This window comes from Motilimonas cestriensis (genome assembly GCF_021295315.1).
GTDB lineage: Bacteria > Pseudomonadota > Gammaproteobacteria > Enterobacterales > CBDFNC01 > Motilimonas > Motilimonas cestriensis.
Window position 1 is genome coordinate 97,350 of record NZ_JAIMJA010000006.1, and the last position, 18,300, is coordinate 115,649.

Genomic DNA, 18,300 nt, shown 5'->3' on the forward strand with positions numbered 1-18,300 from the left:
CGTCAGGAGTTAGCCCCCGTAGGAACGATATTTATATCGCGAAAGCTGCGATTATTCGCAGAACAAGTTCTGCTCCTACGTCAGGAGTTAGCCCCCGTAGGAGCGATATTTATATCGCGAAAGATGCGATTATTCGCAGAACAAGTTCCGCTCCTACGTCAGGAGTTAGCCCCCGTAGGAACGTATTTATATCGCGAAAGCTGCGATTATTCGCAGAGCAGGTCCTGCTCCTACGTCAGGAGTTGGCCCCCGTAGGAGCGATATTTATATCGCGAAAGATCTACTTAGCTGCTTGCTCACGTGCAATGGCGCGGTAAGCAATGTCTGTACGGTAAAACGAGTCTTTCCAGCTGACTTGCTTGGTTAGCTCATAAGCACGTTGCTGCGCCTCTGTCACGGTGTTACCTAATGCAGTAGCACACAGTACACGACCACCGTTGGTCACCGTGTTACCGTCTTTCAAGCTCGTACCTGCATGGAAAACTTTCTCGCCTTCAACATCAACAGTTGGAATGCCAGAAATCACATCGCCTTTAGCGTAATCACCTGGATAACCGCCTGCGGCTAATACAATACCCACTGCTGCGCGAGGGTCAAACTCAGCGGTGACAGTATCTAGCTTTCCGGCTTCTGCTGCTAAACATAGTTCAACGATGTCAGATTGCATACGTAGCATGATAGGTTGTGTTTCTGGGTCACCAAAGCGACAGTTAAACTCAATCACTTTCGGCGTACCGTCGGCCATGATCATTAGACCCGCATAAAGGAAACCGGTGTAAGTGTTACCTTCTGCCGCCATGCCGTTCACTGTGGGGTAGATCACTTCGTTCATGATGCGATCGTGAATTTCTTGTGTGACCACAGGGGCTGGAGAATATGCGCCCATACCGCCAGTATTGGGACCGGTATCGCCATTGCCAACACGTTTATGGTCTTGGCTTGTCGCCATAGGTAGTACGTTTTTACCGTCAACCATTACGATGAAAGAGGCTTCTTCACCATCTAGGAATTCTTCGATGACTACGCGACTACCCGCTTCGCCAAAAGCGTTACCTGCTAGCATGTCGTTAACCGCATCAATGGCTTCTTGCTCGGTCATTGCGACAATCACGCCTTTACCCGCTGCTAGGCCGTCTGCTTTAACCACAATTGGCGCACCTTTCTCTTTGATGTAAGCCACTGCTGGCTCAATCTCAGTAAAGTTTTGGTACCAAGCGGTCGGAATATTTTGGCGTGCAAGGAAGTCTTTAGTAAACGCTTTAGAGCCTTCTAATTGCGCTGCGCCTTTCGTTGGGCCAAAGCATTTAAGGCCAGCAGTGCGAAACGCATCAACCACACCAATTACTAATGGCGCTTCTGGGCCAACAATGGTCAGCTCTACTTGGTTGTCTTGCGCAAACTTAACTAATGCGGCAATGTCTTCAACACCGATAGCTACGTTTTCAACTTTCGCTTCTAGGGCTGAGCCGGCATTACCCGGTGCAACAAAGATTGTTTCAACATTTGGGTTTTGCGCTGCTTTCCAGGCTAGGGCGTGTTCACGGCCGCCGCTACCAATGATTAATACTTTCATGTTTGATCCTTAATTAAAAAGACTCGCAGATAAATACGACGCTTTTTATTAGCAGAGAAATTAAAGAAAAATAAACAAAAACGGCTAACCTGAGTTAGCCGTTTAAAATTGGGATTAGTGGCGGAAGTGACGCATGCCAGTAAATACCATTGACATGCCGTGTTCGTCGGCTGCTGCAATCACTTCGTCATCGCGCATCGAGCCACCTGGTTGGATCACACAAGTGATGCCGGCCTCTGCTGCTGCGTCGATGCCGTCGCGGAATGGGAAGAATGCATCTGATGCCATAACGCTACCTGCCACTTCTAGGTTTTCGTCAGCGGCTTTAATGCCTGCAACTTTGGCGCTGTAAACGCGGCTCATTTGGCCTGCGCCAACACCGATAGTCCACTTGTCTTTAGCGTAAACTATGGCATTTGATTTCACGTATTTTGCTACTTTCCAGCAAAATAGTGCATCGCTTAGCTCTTGCTCAGAAGGTTGACGTTTAGTGACCACTTTAAGGTCGTCTAACGACACCATGCCTTGGTCACGATCTTGTACTAACAAGCCGCCATTAACGCGTTTAAAGTCAAAGCCTTTGGTTTTATCGCTCCACTCGCCACACTCTAATAAGCGTACGTTTTTCTTCGCTGCGACGATTTGCTCAGCGGCTGCGCTGATTTTCGGTGCGATGATTACTTCAACAAATTGACGAGACACAATTGCTTCTGCGGTGTCAGCATCTAGCTCACGGTTAAAGGCAATAATGCCGCCAAACGCTGAGGTTGGGTCCGTTTTGTAAGCGCGGTCGTAAGCGTCTAAAATATTGTCGCCTAATGCTACACCACAAGGGTTAGCGTGTTTAACGATAACACAAGCAGGTTCACTGAATTCTTTAACACATTCTAGTGCTGCGTCAGTATCAGCGATGTTGTTGTAAGACAGAGCCTTACCTTGGATTTGACGAGCGGTTGAAACAGATGCTTCATCAATGTCGTTTTCAACATAGAAGGCTGCAGCTTGATGGCTGTTTTCGCCGTAGCGCATGTCTTGTTTCTTTTGGAACTGTTGGTTGAAGGTACGTGGGAATTTAGATTCTTCATCGCCTTCTTTGTTTTCGCCGTAGCTTGGCACTTTAGTACCGAAGTAGTTAGCGATCATGCCATCGTATTGCGCTGTGTGCTCAAACGCGGCAATGGCTAGGTCAAAACGGGTTTGGTAAGTTAGGCTGCCGTTGTTGTCGTTGAGTTCGGCTAATACACGGCCGTAATCGCTGGCGTTAACCACAATAGTGACGTCCTTGTGGTTTTTCGCTGCTGAGCGAACCATGGTTGGGCCACCGATGTCGATGTTTTCAATCGCATCTTCAAGGCTACAGTTTGGGTTAGCCACCGTTGCTGCAAATGGGTAGAGGTTTACTACTACCATATCGATTGGCTGAATGTTGTTTTCGGCCATTACACCTTCATCAGTGCCACGACGGCCTAAAATGCCGCCGTGAATTTTTGGATGCAGTGTCTTAACGCGGCCATCCATTATTTCAGGGTGACCGGTGTAGTCGGATGCTTCGATTACTTTAATGCCGTTGTCAGCCAGTAACTTAAACGTGCCGCCGGTAGACAGAATTTCTACGCCTTTTTCTGCTAACTCACGCGCAAATTCCACAATACCTGTTTTGTCAGATACGCTGATTAGCGCACGTTTAATAGGTCGAGCTATGTCCATTTCTACTTTTTCCCGTTATTGATTTGAAGGTGGGTAAAACAATTTTTATCGTGCTATTGGTGTTTTTATTTGCACGTAAAAATTGGCGGCTATTCTACCCTAATTTGTCCTGCTTTTAACCAGAAAAAACGGAATAAAAATGGAATAAGTGGCGTTTTTCTGGATAAAAAAACATCAATATGGGGCTAAGTTGTGATCTGGATAGGGGTTTATTTAAGGTTATGCTGAAATTCGCCTTGACCTTGGAGTTAGGTCTAAGCTTTAGAATAGATGCATTCATTAAATAACGAGGAAAGCGTCATGTATCGAATTGGTGTGATGGCTGCGCGCTGCGGCTTAAAGGCTGACACTTTAAGATTCTATGAAAAATCGGGACTGTTGGTGCCCAGTTCCCGTAATGAAGCGGGCTATCGTTTATACAATGCAGCAGATGAAGCTAAGTTGAATTTTATTTTACGCGCAAAAAGTGTTGGCTTCTCATTAGAAGAAATTGCCGAGCTGTTATCGATTCGACTAGAAAGTGCCGAGCATAGTTGTGCTGAGCCTAAGTTAATAACAGACATGAAGTTACAACAGGTTGAAGCGAAAATTAAAGAGTTAGAAATTTTCCGCTCGTCACTGCAAAAATTAAGTGATTCTTGTTGTGGTGGCTCAGAATCTGCCAGCCATTGCTCTATTTTAGAAGCATTAGATGCCAGTGATAAGGAAGCGTTATGTTAAACAATTTTATCGATCTATTTATGGAGTCAGCACCATGGATGATGCTGGGCTTACTCATTGCGGGCTTGATTAAAGAGTGTATTCCCGCTGACTTTTTGGCGCGGCATTTAGGTGGTAAAGGTTTTAAAACGACGATTAAGGCGGCATTTATTGGTGCGCCTTTGCCTTTGTGCTCTTGTGGTGTGATCCCTGCTGCCCTAGGTTTGAGAAGAAACGGAGCTTCAAAAAGTGCCACCACCGCTTTTTTGGTGGCCACGCCTGAAACGGGTGTGGACTCAGTATCGGTGTCGTATGCATTATTAGGTCCCTTTATGGCGATTATTCGCCCCATTGCTGCTATTGTCAGTGCCATAGTGGCAGGCCTTCTAGTGGGTAAAGAAGAGCAATTATATGAGCAGCATAAAGCTAAAGAGCATGCTAATCAGTCGGGAAATGCTAGCTGTTGTGCTAGTGAAAAAGCACCTGTTGTAACAGAGTCGGTGAAGTCAAGTAGCTGCTGTGCTAGTGAAAAAGCAGCTGTTGCTACAGAGTCGGTGAAGTCAAGTAGCTGCTGTGCTAGTGAAAAAGCATCTGCTGCTACAGAGTCGGTGAAATCGAGTTGCTGCGCGGGTGAAAAAGCGTCATCAGCTTCTGACTCTGTGCTATCTAGCTGTTGTGAGAGCGAAAAAATCACGACCGCTGAACCCGTTGTTAAGCACAAATCCATATTATCTAAATTAAGCTCAGGTGTGACGTTTGCTGCCACTGACTTAGTACGTGACATCAGTGTTTGGTTGTTGATCGGCTTATTCTTTGCCGCGCTCGTTAAAACCTATGTTGCAACGGATTTTCTTGCGCAATGGGGGGACAGTATTTGGGCTATGTTAGCCATGGTGCTTATCAGTGTGCCTATGTATATTTGTGCCACGGCTTCAACGCCGATTGCGGCAGGGTTACTGATGTCTGGGATCAGCCCAGGTGCGGTGCTGGTATTTATGATGGCAGGGCCGGCGACTAACGTGGCTACACTCGGCGTTGTATATAAAGAGCTTGGTAATCGCGCACTAGCCGCTTATTTGGTTGGCGTGATTGGTATGTCATTGGTGTTTGGCGCATTAACTAACTATTTGGTTGCTGAGTATGGCTTTCAGGTGGCGCCGCTATCGGCGATGGATCATGCGTTGCTACCCAATTGGCTCACTATTGGTTCTAGTGTGTTATTGGCGGCTTTAATGGCGAAGGTGTTTTGGCAAAAAGCGCAACAGCGCTTATTTAGCTAGCTTACCCTCGGCCTTTAATTGTCGTGTCGGTACGTGTTTTTTCGCAGTAGTTCTTGTTTTCGCATCCGGATCTCGCTTTCTGGAGTTGCTTGGCGGTATTATTTTGGCTTTACTTGCCGAACAATAGATTTACTAGGCAATAACTTGTAAAGTTTGAGCGTATTTTTTAATACATTATTTATAACGATAAATATTGCGGGAGCGAGGATGTTAAATAAAGTAGTCATGGTGCTATTACTGGCATCAGTGATGGGGCAAGCCCAAGCGCGCACTGGACATAAATATGTGCTTGAATTAGGTGATGCCGTACACAGTGAAAAAGTCCCGGCGGCTTCCTCACTAGTGGGGATGGGCGATGATATTTTTGTTGTTAGTGATATGTCTCCTTTTCTATACAAACTTGATAAAGCATTTAACCTTGACTCTTTAACGACGATTAAACAGTTTCCAGCTGAAAGCTTAAATGAAAATGGCACCCTAGAAAGTAATATTAAACCCGACTATGAGTCGATGACGCTAGTGCCCTTTGAAGCAGGCAAAGCCTTCTTAATTTTAGGCTCTGGCTCTAAACCTATGGTGCGTGAATGGGGCTACTTGGTTAGCCAAGATCATTCAAAAGTCATTGAGCGTTCATTAAGTCCTCTTTATAGTCAGCTGCATAAAGCAGGTAACTTTACTGAAAAACAAGCGTTTAATATTGAAGGCTTAGCGGTTGCTAATGACCACACTTACATTCTTAATCGGGGTAACTTTGGTGATAACTTGATTTTTGAAGTGAAAACGGCTGAGTTGCTTGAGTATATGTTGGGTGAACGAGAGCAGGTTGAGCACTTAGTGGTTAAAAAGGTGATTCTACCTAAAATGCACGGTTTTGAAGCGGGCTTATCGGGTGCGACTTATTCAGAAAAGCTAGATAGCTTAGTATTTACCGCATCGATTGAAGCGGCTAGTAACATTAATAAGAAAGGCTATATCTTAGGGAGTTTTGTTGGTGTGCTGCCGATGGTGAAGTTTGCCACGGAAAATGACATCGATCTGACATTCTACTCCGCTATTATGCAAAAAGATGGCAAAGCGTTGTTGGCGAAAGCAGAGTCTTTAATGATTACAGAAGAAAACGAGAATTTCATTAAAGGTGCATTAGTGTGCGATAACGATGACGGCACCAGTGAATTCTTCCAATTCAACCTGAAAAGAAATCAATAGAATCAGTCAATTTCTATTGCGTAGTGATCGAATTAGGTTCAATAATATGCCGTGCTAGAGGGCTAGCACGGTTTTTTATAGGTGAAAATGATGAAAAAAAATAAAAGTAAGGCAGTTACTGTAATACCTCAAGGGCAAGGTCAAACAGACTTTTTGCTTAACAAAGGTACCATAGGTGAAAGTGCAGTAAAGGCGGTATTACATACCCCATTGTTTAAGCAGCGTATTGAAAAAGCGAAAAAAGGCAAGGGAAGCTACCAGCGCAAGGGGAAGTTTGGTAAGGGCATGGAGCCTAGCCTAAAGTTAATGGCAGCATAGCCCGTTAGTTTTAGCCTAGGTTTTATTGTTTAGACACAATCAGCTAACAAAAAAGGGTTTAGCCATAATAGCTAAACCCTTTTTATTACAAGCAATTAAGCTTGTTTGATTAGTTCATGCCGTATTTCTTCAACTTCTTGCGAAGTGTGCCACGGTTTATGCCCATCATGTTTGCTGCGCGTGTTTGGTTACCACGAGTGTACTGCATGATTACATCTAATAATGGCGCTTCTACTTCAGAAAGTACCAGGTCATACAATTCAGTTACATCTTGACCGTTTAACTGGGCAAAATAGTTCGTGATAGCCTGTTGCACAGAGTCACGAAGTGGGCGTTGAGTCGTCTGGCCTGTCGCTGGAACACTGGTAGTAGTGGTTAGCGCTTCAGAAGAAATGTTTTGTTCGAACATAAGATATCAGCTCTTCTTTGTTTAGTTTAATGCATGAAAAAATCTTCTAATACCTTAAGCTGTATCGAAGCAGACTCTAAGGTATTAAAATTTTTACGAAAATCTTCAGTATTCGGTTGCTCTTTTAGATACCAGCCCACATGCTTGCGAGCGATACGGGTACCTGTGTACTCCCCATAAAAATCATGTAATTGTGCAACATGATCTAATAAGTTCTCGGCAATTTCGTCCCGACTTGGCGGGGCAAGAAATTCTCCAGTACTTAAAAAATGGGCTATTTCTCGGAAAATCCAAGGTCGTCCTTGTGCTCCCCGTCCTATCATTACGGCATCGGCACCAGTATAAGCCAGTACTTCTTTCGCTTTTCTAGGGCAGGTAATATCCCCATTAGCCACCACAGGCAAGCTTACACTTTGCTTGATCGCTTTTATGGTGCTGTACTCGGCGTTGCCTTTATACATACACTGGCGAGTTCGACCATGAACCGCTAATGATTGAATGCCTGCAGCTTGCGCTAGCTGAGCTATTTCAATGCCGTTACGATTCTCGGGATCCCAGCCGGTGCGTATTTTCAACGTGACCGGTACATCAACCGCATCCACCACACTTTCTAATATGGCTTTTACTAAATCGGGCTCGCGCATCAGTGCAGAGCCGGCTAACTTTTTATTTACTTTTTTTGCTGGACAGCCCATGTTGATGTCAATAATTTGCGCGCCACGCATTACGTTTTCACGTGCTGCTGCGGCCATCAACTCAGGATCTGAACCGGCAATTTGTACAGAGCGTATGCCCGTTTCATTTTCATGATCCATCCGGTTTTTCGATTTCTCGGTAGACCAGACTAATGGATTACTGGACAACATTTCTGACACTGCCAAGGCGGCGCCATATTTTCTACACAGCTGACGAAATGGCCGATCGGTAATACCTGCCATAGGTGCTAAAATAACTGGGTTGTCTAATTTATAATCTGCAATCCGCATGAAACGCACTTACCTCTCACATGGGCGGCGTAGTGTACGCATTTTTGGCGCCGGAGGAAAGGTTAATAAATAGACATTTTGTAAAAAAAATACTTGCAAAACGGCCTGTATTTAGTGTTTGAGCTGCTTTGGATCACACTCCTTGGCGGTAGAGCCAGCAAGGAGTGTCGTTTTGATATTAGGCTTTTTGACCAGATAAACGAGCCCATTCATCTTTTATAGTCGGATTATCCATATTGAATTGTGCTTGGTAAACGGCGTTAAGTTCGTCCGCTTGTTGCTCTAAAATGCCTGATAAACCTAATAACCCTTGCGGTTTGACTAACGCGCTAATCGGTTGGAATAATTCACGAAGTGGACCTGCGAGAATATTGGCAACCACCACATCTGCTAATAACCCTTCAGGTTGGTCTTTGGCTAGGTATAGCTCTATTTTATCGGCCACGTTATTTCGACTCGCATTATCTAGGCTAGCGGTAATGGCTTGAGGGTCAATATCGATACCAATGACTTTGGCGGCGCCAAGTTTTAAGGCGGCAATGGCTAAAATACCTGAGCCACAGCCAAAGTCGATCACTGTTTTACCAGCTAAATCTAAGCTTTCTAGCCACTCAAGGCATAAGTGTGTGGTGGGGTGAGTGCCCGTGCCAAAGGCAAGGCCGGGATCAAGCATTACGTTTACCGCGCTTTCGTCTGGCACGTCACGCCAACTTGGACAAATCCATAATCGCTTGCCAAATTTCATTGGATGGAAGTTATCCATCCATTCGCGCTCCCAGTCTTTATCTTCAAGTTGCTCAACCTTCCAAGCAAAGTCGGGGGTCATAATAGGGTGTAACTTTAATGCTTCCACGATGGGAAATAAGTCTTGGTCGGCTTCATATAAAGCGACGATATCGGTATTACCCCAAAGACGGGTTTCGCCCGGTAATGGCTCAAAAATAGGGGTGTCATGGGCATCTAAAAACGTGACGGCTAATGCGCCAGAATCTTGCAGCAGTTCGCTAATAGGCTCAGCAGTTTCTGAGGTAGCGTTAAGTTTTAGTTGGATCCAAGGCATCGCGGTCTCTCATTGTTTGACATATAGACACTGATGAATACTTTCGGGGGTAATCATCCTTTGCCGCTAATGGTAACACTGGCTACTACTAGCGCAAAGAAATTGGGGGCTTGTGGATGTCATGTCAAAGACATGCTAAGCGAACGCGCTCCATGAAGTTGTTAGGGCATACTACATCTTGTATCGGCAACGGCTTAAGCGAATATTGTGGTATAGGCGTAAAAAATGACCCATTTTTACGCACTATGGGTTTATGCTATTGATCAATTTTGCGGTTCGATGAGCGTCGTGTGGGCGCATAAATACTGAGCTCTTGCCATTCGTGCTGGCGGTGCTGATAGCGCTGATACAGTTTGTGTAATGCGTAAAGCAAGATTAATGTTGCCGCTATCATAATGCCTGTTTGGTGGGCACTTTGTAATAACCAAGCAGCAGCACCTATCAGTATGAAAGGGGTGAATTCGTACAGCCACTCAGGCCAAATGAAGTATGACCGCGATGGTTTGCGGTGTTCATCTTTTCTGCGGTAGTTGGATCGCATTACCCAAATAAGGGCGCCGAGAGAATATAAGATGAAACCAGCAATAATGCCGTAGTAGGGTTCGAGCATCGAGATACTACCAATACCTGTCAGTAGGTAGGTGCTAGGGAGTACTTCGTAAGTCACCTTGCTAAGCATAAGACTTTCTCCAGATTGATGTTGAACCCTTTGTTAAAATGCTACTTTTGTTAACACATAACAGCTTTATTGCTTGTTACTTGGAGAGGTAAGTCCGATGCATTAGACAAAGGCATCCATTGTGCTTGCTCACAAAAATGACTTAACTTGTTAAAAAAATGTTGCATGTAATGCTAATTTTAGTACCAAAAATGTGATCTAGCCAAGATTTGTTCCGTAAATACACGACTAGGTATCAGGTTATATTATTGCGTCCTCATATCATTATGATTCTATAAAGATAAACGGATATGATGAGCGTTGGCTGTAGTGAGAGAAATATGAATATTAAAATCGCAGTGATAGATGATCATCATTTATTTTTACACGGTATGGAGCTGATTTTAAAAAATACCGGGGCAGAGGTCGTTATTTTTGAAAGTGCAGTCTCAGCATTAGAGGCGTTGTCTGAGGTTGCGCCCGATCTTATTTTAATGGATCTGTCGATGCCTGAGATGGACGGGTTTAGCATGATCCACGCCTTAGCGGCGCGTGATCTATTGTTCCCTATCGCGGTGGTGTCGGCCTCTGAAGATATTGCGCAAATATCTGATGCCCTTGATGCTGGCGCTATGGGCTTTATTCCTAAATCGTACCCGCCTGACGCCTTAGTGCGCGCCATTGACTCTATTATCGATGGCCATATTCATGTCCCAGACTCCATTGCATTAGGCATTAAGCAACATAAGCAAGCCTTAGCACAGGTACCCGAATGCACTTTATCACCGCGCCAGTTAGATGTGCTTAAGTTGCTCGCGAAGGGCTATCCCAATAAAAAAGTGGCGGATATTTTGAATATTTCAGAAGACACCGTGAAGTTTCATTTACGCGGGTTGTTTAAGATATTGGGCGTATCTAACCGCACTGAGTCAGTTACTCGTGCCAATGAGTTAGGTTTGTTGCCGCAAAGGCGGGCATAACTTTCTCATTGCCATTCTTAGCTGCGCGCCTTTCACCGGTTTATGCAGTAATAAATAGCCATGCTGCTGGATGGAGTGGCAAGGCGTTAAGCTAATATCACCCGTTAAGATAATAGCCGGCAAAGTAGCCTGATATTGCTGGTTGAGTTTGCTGAGTAAAGCTGGCCCGTTGTACGCGCCGGGTAGGTTATAGTCGGTGATCACTAGCTGCACGGTTTGTTGTTTGGCAAGTGTCATCGCTTGGTTACTGTTAGCCGCTTGGAGCACGTGATAGCCCCAGCTCTCTAACATGGCTGTCATGGCTTCTAAGACCATTTCATCATCGTCAATGAGCAACACCGCTTGGTTGGTTTGCTCCAAATTTTCGCCTTCGCTCCCTTGTAACGGAACCCGCTTGTTGGCGTCGCCTTTGGTTAACTCAAAACTAAAAACACACGAATGTTCAGGTTTTGACGTAACGGTTAAGTTTAATGTTAATAAATTACTTAACTTTTTGGCGAGGGCTAAGCCAAGACCTAAGCCCTTGTTGCGATTGCGTTCAGGATTATTGATCTGCTTAAACTCATCAAAGATAGTATCAATTTGATCGACCGGTATGCCTTTGCCTTGATCCAATACCTGCACTTGCCCTTTGTCTCCATGGTGGCGAACGCCTATTAGTACTTTTTTACTCCTGCTGTGTATCAGCGCATTTTTTACAAGTTGTTCCAGTACTTTTTTAACGAGATTAGGGTCGCTGTAGGCAATGAAGCTGGTGTTGACGAGTACTAATTGTATTTGGTTTTTTTTGGCGAGAGCTTGTTGCTCGTCAACCACGCTTTTGAGTACATCTTGTAACTGAAAATGGACTTTTTGTGAGAGTGCATTACCGGCATCCAGTCGTGAAATGTCGATAAGAGATTCAAAATATTGGCTTAGAGAGTCGATGGCAAGGCGCGACTTTTCGAGCAAGCTGACGCTAGGGGTGCCTTTTAGTTGTTGCATTAACAGCTCATTGTAAATATTCAGGCTGTGTAGCGGTTGGCGTAAATCGTGGCTGGTTGCGGCGATAAAGCGTGATTTATCTTGGCTAGCTTTTATTGCGAGTGATAAGGCGCTTTGTTGTTGCGCCTCATAGAGCAGCAATTGTCGTTGATCGCGGTGGCGCGTACGCATTAAGTGGTACGAATAATATACAAAGAATAGACAGGTGATCAGTTCAGTAATGTGGTATTCAAGCTTAGTCTCAGGAATGATATCGATAATGAAGATGTACATCATCACGGCCAACAAACTATGCCACAGAGAAACCCACAAACGAGTTGGAAAGACATAACAGGCCAGTAGGGGATAACTGATGAATAAAACCGTATAAAAGGTTTCCGAAATACTGGGTAAGGGATTGAGAAACCAGCGGTCATAAAAAATCGCAAAGAAGAAACACAGTATGTAAAACTGAAACACGCCTACTAGAGCATTAAAGTGGCGCGGCTTGTTGGTTTTGGTCGATTGCCAATAAATACTGCCCGCTAATCCAGCTAACAGTAAGCGCAAACTTAAAAAGACAAAGAAGTGTGACTCAAACTGGTATTGCACATAATCAAGATAGCTAGCGCAGACAATGAGAATACTAAAAATAATAAGGGGAACACGAATGGCTTTGGCTTGACTGGTCCAAAGTTGCTTTTGTGCCTGTGCTTCTTTTGCGTTATCAACAAAATAGCCGCTAAAAGCACTGATCTGATCACTTTGGTTTGCCGGCTGAGACATCAATAGTTTGAGCTCTGAAAAACTGGGAAGCGTTAGCATATCATAAGGCTACTAGTAAAAAAAAAGCCCGACATAGTCGGGCAATCGCCAATTAGCTCTCTCGTGTCAATGGCGTAAATAACGGATTACACAACCGCTCTCACACTGTTGTGTAACTGTAGACCGTAAGCACGAGATGAATAATGACAACTTTTTGATATTGATGTAACTACCCATATGGGTAGTTTTACTATTTATGTTTCATTTTTTAACTTGCTAGCAACCGCTCTCAAAGCAAATTCATACCCTTGAGTACCAAAACCACAAATCACGCCAGTTGCTTTATCGCTTAAGTAGGAATGGTGACGAAAACTTTCACGGGCATGAACGTTAGAAATATGCACTTCAAAGAAGGGAATATTAACACCTAATAACGCATCGCGAAGTGCAACGCTAGTGTGAGTAAAAGCGGCTGGGTTGATAATAATGTAGTCAACTTGGCCCATGGCTTGGTGGATCTTTTCGATTAACTCGTATTCACGGTTCGATTGCAGGTGATCGAGATCCAGTTCGAACGTTTCAGCTAAGCGAGTAAGATCTTCAACCACATCAGCGAGTGTCTGCGAACCATAGATTTCAGGTTCCCGCATTCCAAGCAAATTAAGGTTGGGGCCGTTTAATAATAAAACTTTGCAATTTTTTGACATTGATCCATTTCCCTTAACAAGATCCTTGCAGATATTCTGCCAAATTAAGCGGCAATTAGACAAAGATCAAGACATGTTTGAATTGATGAAACAAAACTTGAAAGCAGTCAGGTTTTGATGTTAACACTAGTTAAATCAGTTGATTACACTGATTTCTCTACTTTTTAGGTAAAAAAAAGCCGGCTAAAAAGCCGGCAAGCGAGTGTAGAATGGAATTTTTTCTTATGCTTTCAATAACCCTTTTATACTACCTTGGATTTTTCTTCAATCAGTTTATCAACCACTGAAGGATCCGCAAGTGTCGAAGTATCGCCTAATGTACCGGTATCGCCCGTTGCAATCTTACGTAAGATCCGACGCATAATTTTGCCTGAACGGGTTTTTGGTAGCGCTTCTGCCCAATGTAGAACATCAGGCGTGGCGATTGGACCTATCTCTTTACGCACCCATTGCTTCACTTCAGCGTGTAGCTCAGGGGTTGGCTCTTCGCCTGCATTTAGAGTGACGTAGGCGTAGATGCCTTGGCCTTTAATTTCGTGTGGTACGCCCACTACCGCAGCTTCTGCTATCAAAGGATGAGCAACCAGCGCACTTTCAATCTCAGCGGTACCCATACGGTGACCCGATACGTTTAATACATCATCAACACGGCCAGTGATCCAGTAGTAACCGTCTTCATCACGGCGTGCGCCATCGCCAGTGAAGTACATGCCTTTAAAGGTTGAGAAGTAAGTTTGCTCAAAGCGTTCATGATCGCCATAAACGGTGCGCATTTGGCCCGGCCAGCTGTCTAGCATCACCAAGTTACCTTCGGTAGCGCCATCTAAGATCAAGCCTTCGTTATCCACTAGTGCAGGTTGTACGCCAAAGAACGGACGTGTGGCTGAGCCTGGCTTAAGTGCAGTCGCACCAGGCAGTGGTGTAATTAAAATACCGCCAGTCTCTGTTTGCCACCAAGTATCCATAATCGGACAGCTTGCGTTACCAATCGCGCGGTAGTACCACTCCCATGCTTCTGGGTTAATGGGTTCACCCACAGAGCCCATCACGCGTAGCGAGGTGCGCTTGGTGCCTGCAGTTGCTTCATCGCCTTTCGCCATTAACGCGCGAATTGCTGTTGGCGCAGTGTAAAGAATAGTTACTTGATGTTTATCAACCACTTCACTCATGCGAGCCGTTGATGGATAGTTTGGCACACCCTCAAATAAAATAGTGGTTGCGCCATTGGCCAATGGACCGTAAACCAAATAAGTGTGACCGGTGATCCAACCGACATCGGCTGTACACCAGTACACATCACCCGGTTGGTAATCAAAAATATATTTGAAGGTCATGGCGGCATACACTAAATAACCACCTGTAGTGTGCAATACGCCCTTTGGTTGACCGGTTGAGCCAGAAGTGTAAAGAATGAATAGCGGGTCTTCCGCATTCATTGCTTCGGGCTCACATTCTACTGGCTGATTTTCAGTAATTTCATGCCACCACACATCGCGGCTATCATTCCATGCAACATCGCCACCGGTGCGCTTAAGTACGATGACTTTTTCAATACAAGTGACGTTTGGATTAGCGAGGGCTTCATCAACGTTTTTCTTCAGTGGCACCGCACGGCCGCCACGTAGACCTTCATCAGAAGTAATGACGATCTTAGAGTTAGAGTCAACAATACGACCTGCCAGTGCATCCGGTGAGAAACCACCAAATACAATAGAGTGAACTGCGCCGATACGAGTACAAGCTAACATCGCAATAGCTGCTTCAGGCACCATCGGCATGTATAAACACACCACGTCGCCTTTTTTCACGCCTTGCGCTTTTAAAGCGTTAGCAAATTGGCAGACTTCTTTGTGTAGCTCTTTGAAGGTTAATTTTTTGTCTTCGGCTGGGTTATCGCCTTCCCAAATAATGGCAATATCGTCACCACGTGTTGCTAAGTGACGGTCAATACAGTTAGCTGAAACATTCAGCTCACCATCTTCAAACCACTTGATGTTGACATGGCCTGGGTCGTAAGAAGTATTTTTAACCTTGGTATAAGGGGTGATCCAATCAACAATTTGACCTTGTTCACGCCAGAAGCCTTCTGGATTAACAACGGATTGCTGATACATCTTTTGATAACCTGCATCGTCAATTAATGCATTTTTAGCGATGTTTTCTTGTACTGGATAAACCTTTATATCACTCATTCTCACTCCTTGAAGGGAATCACTATCAGTTTTGCTATGCCACTGCTACAGGCTGGCGCTAGCCTGAAAAATATATAATTAAACTCGAATAAAACATGAGTTTTAACAATTAGACCTTTGGCTAACACTATATAAAACTGAGACTTAATATTTTGGTCAACATCATAGACGGGTAAAGGTTAAAGTAATGTGAACCGCTTCACCTAAATATTAATTTTTGTAACAAGCGGTGTATCTAACTAACCCGTGAGTAATGGGGGGATAGCGAAAATATTCTTTTTAGCTTTTGATATAAAAGTATTTTTTATTGTCTCTTACATTAGCTTGGGGCGCTTACCTTGTTGTAACTGTAAATACATTAACGCGACTGTGATCGCATCACCAAGAGCGCTGTGACGGCCAATAATTGGCACATTGAGAGTACTGGCTAAGGTTTCAAATTTGTGATCAAGCCATGCGTCGGGGTAATAAGTGTTCACCTTTTTATAGTACACATGGCATAGCTCGATGGGTTTATTCGGTAAATGAAAGCCGTAATACAGCTCGGTATAGCGGTTAATTAAGGTGATATCAAATTTCACGAAGTAGCCCAAAATAGGGCGATTACCGATAAAGTTTAATAAGATGGGTAATGCTTGCTCTAAGCTCATGGCGCCAGCTGTATCTTGGTTTCTTATGTGATGAACTGGAATTGAGTCTTGATTAATAGGTTTCGGAGGCTGGATTTTTAAACTCAGTTTTTGTGAGGTAAGCACTTGGTTACCACGAATTTTAACTGCACCTATGGTTAAAATGTCTGCGCTTTGTGGATCTAAACTGGTGGTTTCGCAATCAATTGAAACGACTTCATCTACGCTACATGGCGTAAATAACCCTGCAAATGGTCCCTTTGCTGCACGTATCTTATCAAAGGGTCTTAGAAACCGTTGAAAAAGCATGGTTAATAATCTCGAATCATAAAGTGGTGGGCTAAAAAGCTTTTAAATTTTTTCACCACATGTAGACCGTGGCGTAATAGATCGCGCTCATTGGGGGTAAGTTGAGTAATATCGAGTAAGTTCATACCTTGCTGGTGAGGTGTTAAATGTTGCTCTAATCGTAGCCAAAAAAACAGTTGCAGCGTTTCTTGCAGATCTTGTGACTGTTTTTGCTCTAACACCCGTAATTTGGCTAGCTCTCTAATGCGCGCCAAAGTATTGGTTGTAGCAATGCCTTGTTCAATCGCCAATGAGCGAATGCCATGAACAATAGTAAATATGCCGCCTTTTTTAATATCAAGCCCAGCATCATTAGATTTGATATGGCCAAAAAAATTCAAAGGTGAGCCAAACTGTAAGGCGATGCGGGCAAATTGTGACAGCATGACTTCTTTACCTTTACAGCCATCTATTATTTGTTGTTTTAATGGGGGCAAAAGCGTTTTATCACCTGCGACGGCATGGGCATCATTAATAATGGCTAATTGCATCAAGCTTTCGCTGTCGCCCGATTGCCCGTGTAATAACCATTGTTCAATTTGCTCATGCCATTGATTGCTGGTTTTTACCCAAAACGGGTTGTTTACCATCACTTGACCGGGGCAGGGCGGATAACCAAAGCTAAGTAAGTGCTGACTAAACTCTGCTAGTGTAGCTTGTTGCTCAGGCCAAATCAGATGTTCGCCTAAAATTAAACCGTTATCTTGGTCGGTTTTTAATATTTGTTCGCCACGTCCTTCGCTGCCCATGACCATCAAACAAACTTGGTTTTGCACCGACTCAGGGACTAATAGTTCAAACAGCTTCTTCATTATCTGACCATTCATGGTGGCCAGTAGCTCCATAATGAACACAATTTTAATGCCGTTGTTGGTGAGGTTTTCGACCAGATTATTTAAAGTTTGCGCGGCTTTTTTTAGCTCTTCAATATTCTTCGCGCGAGCAATACGTAGCGCAATCACATGAGAATGGGTGGAAAATAAACTCAGCACGTGGGCCATTTCCATAATGCCAACGATGCTGTCGCCGTTTTTAACCACTACCCGTTCTATTTGATGTTGGGTCATTGCCAACATGGCGTTAAACAAAAAGTCACCTTGATCAATACTAATTAAGCGGTAATTGGCGTAGTGGGCGACGGCGGAATCTAACGCTTGCTCGTCTAATACTGCCGCGCGCAACAAATCGGTACCTGTGAGCATGCCGTAAAGTCCGTCTTGCTCAACAATTAAGGTTTCCAGCTTTTGTTCTAACATCATTTTAGTGGCAGTTTTTAAGCTCACATCGCTACCAATAACCATGGCAGGTTGCACGTTAGAGTCATCAATACGGGTCAGAATAAACTCAGCTAAGTTTTTATTACCTTCACGGGCTTCAAGTTGTGCATATTTTTGTGCTAAATCCCGTTGAAAATAATCGGCAAAGGCAGCGTTGCTGTTGAGTAAATCACGAAATACTTCGGTCGGTAGGGTATGGCAAATGGTTTCTTCTATTGTTCGATAATCGTGTTTGCATGGACTGCCAAATTGGCTGCGAATATCAAAAAAGTCGTTATTGGTGTAGTGAGCGAAAATGGATTGGTTTGCTTCGCTGAACTCTTCCACCAATCCTTTTAGCACTATGTAAAGCAAGCTAGCGGTTTCACCTTGCTTTATGAAGTGATCTTGCTCGGGGAAATAGACAATATCTAAATGATCCAAAAATAGTTTTTGCTGGCTCTTGGTCAACAAATCAAATGGTGCATGAGTAAAGCTAAAGTGCTCTGCCACAACTAACTCCTCTAACGGTTTGAAATTGTTCAGTGCTTCTTTTGAGCTTAG

The 18,300-nt window shown here is 44.2% G+C and carries 16 protein-coding genes; 5 read left to right on the forward strand and 11 right to left on the reverse strand.

What is annotated here, in order from left to right; genetic code table 11:
• Positions 1–280: 280 nt before the first annotated feature.
• Together purD and purH are read right to left on the reverse strand one after the other, a co-directional pair.
• Entirely contained in the window at positions 281–1,573 is a 1,293-nt protein-coding gene (gene purD / locus K6Y31_RS07595; RefSeq protein WP_233052203.1) for a phosphoribosylamine--glycine ligase, read from the reverse strand.
• Positions 1,574–1,687: 114 nt separating this feature from the next.
• Positions 1,688–3,280 (reverse strand): bifunctional phosphoribosylaminoimidazolecarboxamide formyltransferase/IMP cyclohydrolase, encoded by a 1,593-nt coding sequence (gene purH / locus K6Y31_RS07600; protein WP_233052204.1) that lies wholly within the window; start codon positions 3,278–3,280, stop codon positions 1,688–1,690.
• A gap of 300 nt (positions 3,281–3,580) precedes the next feature.
• Between purH and zntR the strand changes: the two genes are divergently transcribed.
• From zntR to arfA, 4 genes are all read left to right on the forward strand, one after another.
• A complete protein-coding gene (gene zntR / locus K6Y31_RS07605; RefSeq protein WP_233052205.1) occupies positions 3,581–4,000 on the forward strand; it encodes a Zn(2+)-responsive transcriptional regulator in 420 nt (139 codons plus the stop codon).
• Positions 3,994–5,259 (forward strand): SO_0444 family Cu/Zn efflux transporter, encoded by a 1,266-nt coding sequence (locus K6Y31_RS07610; protein WP_233052206.1) that lies wholly within the window; start codon positions 3,994–3,996, stop codon positions 5,257–5,259. Before zntR ends, K6Y31_RS07610 begins: the two co-directional genes overlap by 7 nt.
• Positions 5,260–5,466: 207 nt before the next feature.
• Positions 5,467–6,465, forward strand: coding sequence for a DUF6929 family protein (locus K6Y31_RS07615; protein WP_233052207.1), 999 nt, complete (start codon positions 5,467–5,469; stop codon positions 6,463–6,465).
• Positions 6,466–6,552: 87 nt separating this feature from the next.
• Positions 6,553–6,783, forward strand: a complete 231-nt coding sequence (gene arfA / locus K6Y31_RS07620; protein ID WP_233052208.1) for an alternative ribosome rescue factor ArfA — start codon at positions 6,553–6,555, stop codon at positions 6,781–6,783.
• 109 nt (positions 6,784–6,892) lie between these two features.
• On the opposite strand, the gene fis is transcribed toward arfA, so the two are convergent.
• The 4 genes from fis to K6Y31_RS07640 all read right to left on the reverse strand — a co-directional run bounded on the left by fis (position 6,893) and on the right by K6Y31_RS07640 (position 9,917).
• Positions 6,893–7,192: a DNA-binding transcriptional regulator Fis gene (gene fis / locus K6Y31_RS07625; RefSeq protein ID WP_232799810.1), complete on the reverse strand. Its 300-nt coding sequence runs from the start codon at positions 7,190–7,192 to the stop codon at positions 6,893–6,895.
• A gap of 26 nt (positions 7,193–7,218) precedes the next feature.
• Entirely contained in the window at positions 7,219–8,178 is a 960-nt protein-coding gene (gene dusB, locus K6Y31_RS07630) for a tRNA dihydrouridine synthase DusB (protein WP_233052209.1), read from the reverse strand.
• Between the two features lie 178 nt (positions 8,179–8,356).
• Positions 8,357–9,238 (reverse strand): 50S ribosomal protein L11 methyltransferase, encoded by an 882-nt coding sequence (gene prmA / locus K6Y31_RS07635; protein WP_233052210.1) that lies wholly within the window; start codon positions 9,236–9,238, stop codon positions 8,357–8,359.
• A gap of 256 nt (positions 9,239–9,494) precedes the next feature.
• Entirely contained in the window at positions 9,495–9,917 is a 423-nt protein-coding gene (locus K6Y31_RS07640) for a hypothetical protein (protein WP_233052211.1), read from the reverse strand.
• Between the two features lie 320 nt (positions 9,918–10,237).
• Between K6Y31_RS07640 and K6Y31_RS07645 the strand changes: the two genes are divergently transcribed.
• The gene (locus K6Y31_RS07645) at positions 10,238–10,876 is read left to right on the forward strand and encodes a response regulator transcription factor (protein ID WP_233052212.1); all 639 of its coding nucleotides are present in this window, start codon (positions 10,238–10,240) and stop codon (positions 10,874–10,876) included.
• On the opposite strand, the gene K6Y31_RS07650 is transcribed toward K6Y31_RS07645, so the two are convergent.
• The 5 genes from K6Y31_RS07650 to K6Y31_RS07670 form a co-directional block, all read right to left on the reverse strand.
• The gene (locus K6Y31_RS07650) at positions 10,847–12,664 is read right to left on the reverse strand and encodes an ATP-binding response regulator (RefSeq protein ID WP_233052213.1); all 1,818 of its coding nucleotides are present in this window, start codon (positions 12,662–12,664) and stop codon (positions 10,847–10,849) included. The genes K6Y31_RS07645 and K6Y31_RS07650 overlap by 30 nt on opposite strands.
• 194 nt (positions 12,665–12,858) lie before the next feature.
• The gene (aroQ, locus tag K6Y31_RS07655) at positions 12,859–13,311 is read right to left on the reverse strand and encodes a type II 3-dehydroquinate dehydratase (protein WP_233052214.1); all 453 of its coding nucleotides are present in this window, start codon (positions 13,309–13,311) and stop codon (positions 12,859–12,861) included.
• Between the two features lie 242 nt (positions 13,312–13,553).
• A complete protein-coding gene (gene acs / locus K6Y31_RS07660; protein ID WP_233052215.1) occupies positions 13,554–15,503 on the reverse strand; it encodes an acetate--CoA ligase in 1,950 nt (649 codons plus the stop codon).
• 314 nt (positions 15,504–15,817) lie between these two features.
• Positions 15,818–16,441, reverse strand: a complete 624-nt coding sequence (locus tag K6Y31_RS07665; RefSeq protein ID WP_233052216.1) for a 3'-5' exonuclease — start codon at positions 16,439–16,441, stop codon at positions 15,818–15,820.
• A gap of 2 nt (positions 16,442–16,443) precedes the next feature.
• On the reverse strand, positions 16,444–18,249 hold the full coding sequence (locus K6Y31_RS07670; protein WP_233052217.1) for a DUF294 nucleotidyltransferase-like domain-containing protein: 1,806 nt from the start codon (positions 18,247–18,249) through the stop codon (positions 16,444–16,446).
• Positions 18,250–18,300: the final 51 nt, after the last annotated feature.

Excerpts from the sequence above, each read along its gene's own strand:
- purD (WP_233052203.1), bottom strand. The coding sequence starts at position 1,573 with ATGAAAGTATTAATCATTGGTAGCGGCGGCCGTGAACACGCCCTAGCC.
- purH (WP_233052204.1), bottom strand. The coding sequence starts at position 3,280 with ATGGACATAGCTCGACCTATTAAACGTGCGCTAATCAGCGTATCTGAC.
- zntR (WP_233052205.1), top strand. The coding sequence starts at position 3,581 with ATGTATCGAATTGGTGTGATGGCTGCGCGCTGCGGCTTAAAGGCTGAC.
- K6Y31_RS07610 (WP_233052206.1), top strand. The coding sequence starts at position 3,994 with ATGTTAAACAATTTTATCGATCTATTTATGGAGTCAGCACCATGGATG.
- K6Y31_RS07615 (WP_233052207.1), top strand. The coding sequence starts at position 5,467 with ATGTTAAATAAAGTAGTCATGGTGCTATTACTGGCATCAGTGATGGGG.
- arfA (WP_233052208.1), top strand. The coding sequence starts at position 6,553 with ATGATGAAAAAAAATAAAAGTAAGGCAGTTACTGTAATACCTCAAGGG.
- fis (WP_232799810.1), bottom strand. The coding sequence starts at position 7,192 with ATGTTCGAACAAAACATTTCTTCTGAAGCGCTAACCACTACTACCAGT.
- dusB (WP_233052209.1), bottom strand. The coding sequence starts at position 8,178 with ATGCGGATTGCAGATTATAAATTAGACAACCCAGTTATTTTAGCACCT.
- prmA (WP_233052210.1), bottom strand. The coding sequence starts at position 9,238 with ATGCCTTGGATCCAACTAAAACTTAACGCTACCTCAGAAACTGCTGAG.
- K6Y31_RS07640 (WP_233052211.1), bottom strand. The coding sequence starts at position 9,917 with ATGCTTAGCAAGGTGACTTACGAAGTACTCCCTAGCACCTACCTACTG.
- K6Y31_RS07645 (WP_233052212.1), top strand. The coding sequence starts at position 10,238 with ATGAATATTAAAATCGCAGTGATAGATGATCATCATTTATTTTTACAC.
- K6Y31_RS07650 (WP_233052213.1), bottom strand. The coding sequence starts at position 12,664 with ATGCTAACGCTTCCCAGTTTTTCAGAGCTCAAACTATTGATGTCTCAG.
- aroQ (WP_233052214.1), bottom strand. The coding sequence starts at position 13,311 with ATGTCAAAAAATTGCAAAGTTTTATTATTAAACGGCCCCAACCTTAAT.
- acs (WP_233052215.1), bottom strand. The coding sequence starts at position 15,503 with ATGAGTGATATAAAGGTTTATCCAGTACAAGAAAACATCGCTAAAAAT.
- K6Y31_RS07665 (WP_233052216.1), bottom strand. The coding sequence starts at position 16,441 with ATGCTTTTTCAACGGTTTCTAAGACCCTTTGATAAGATACGTGCAGCA.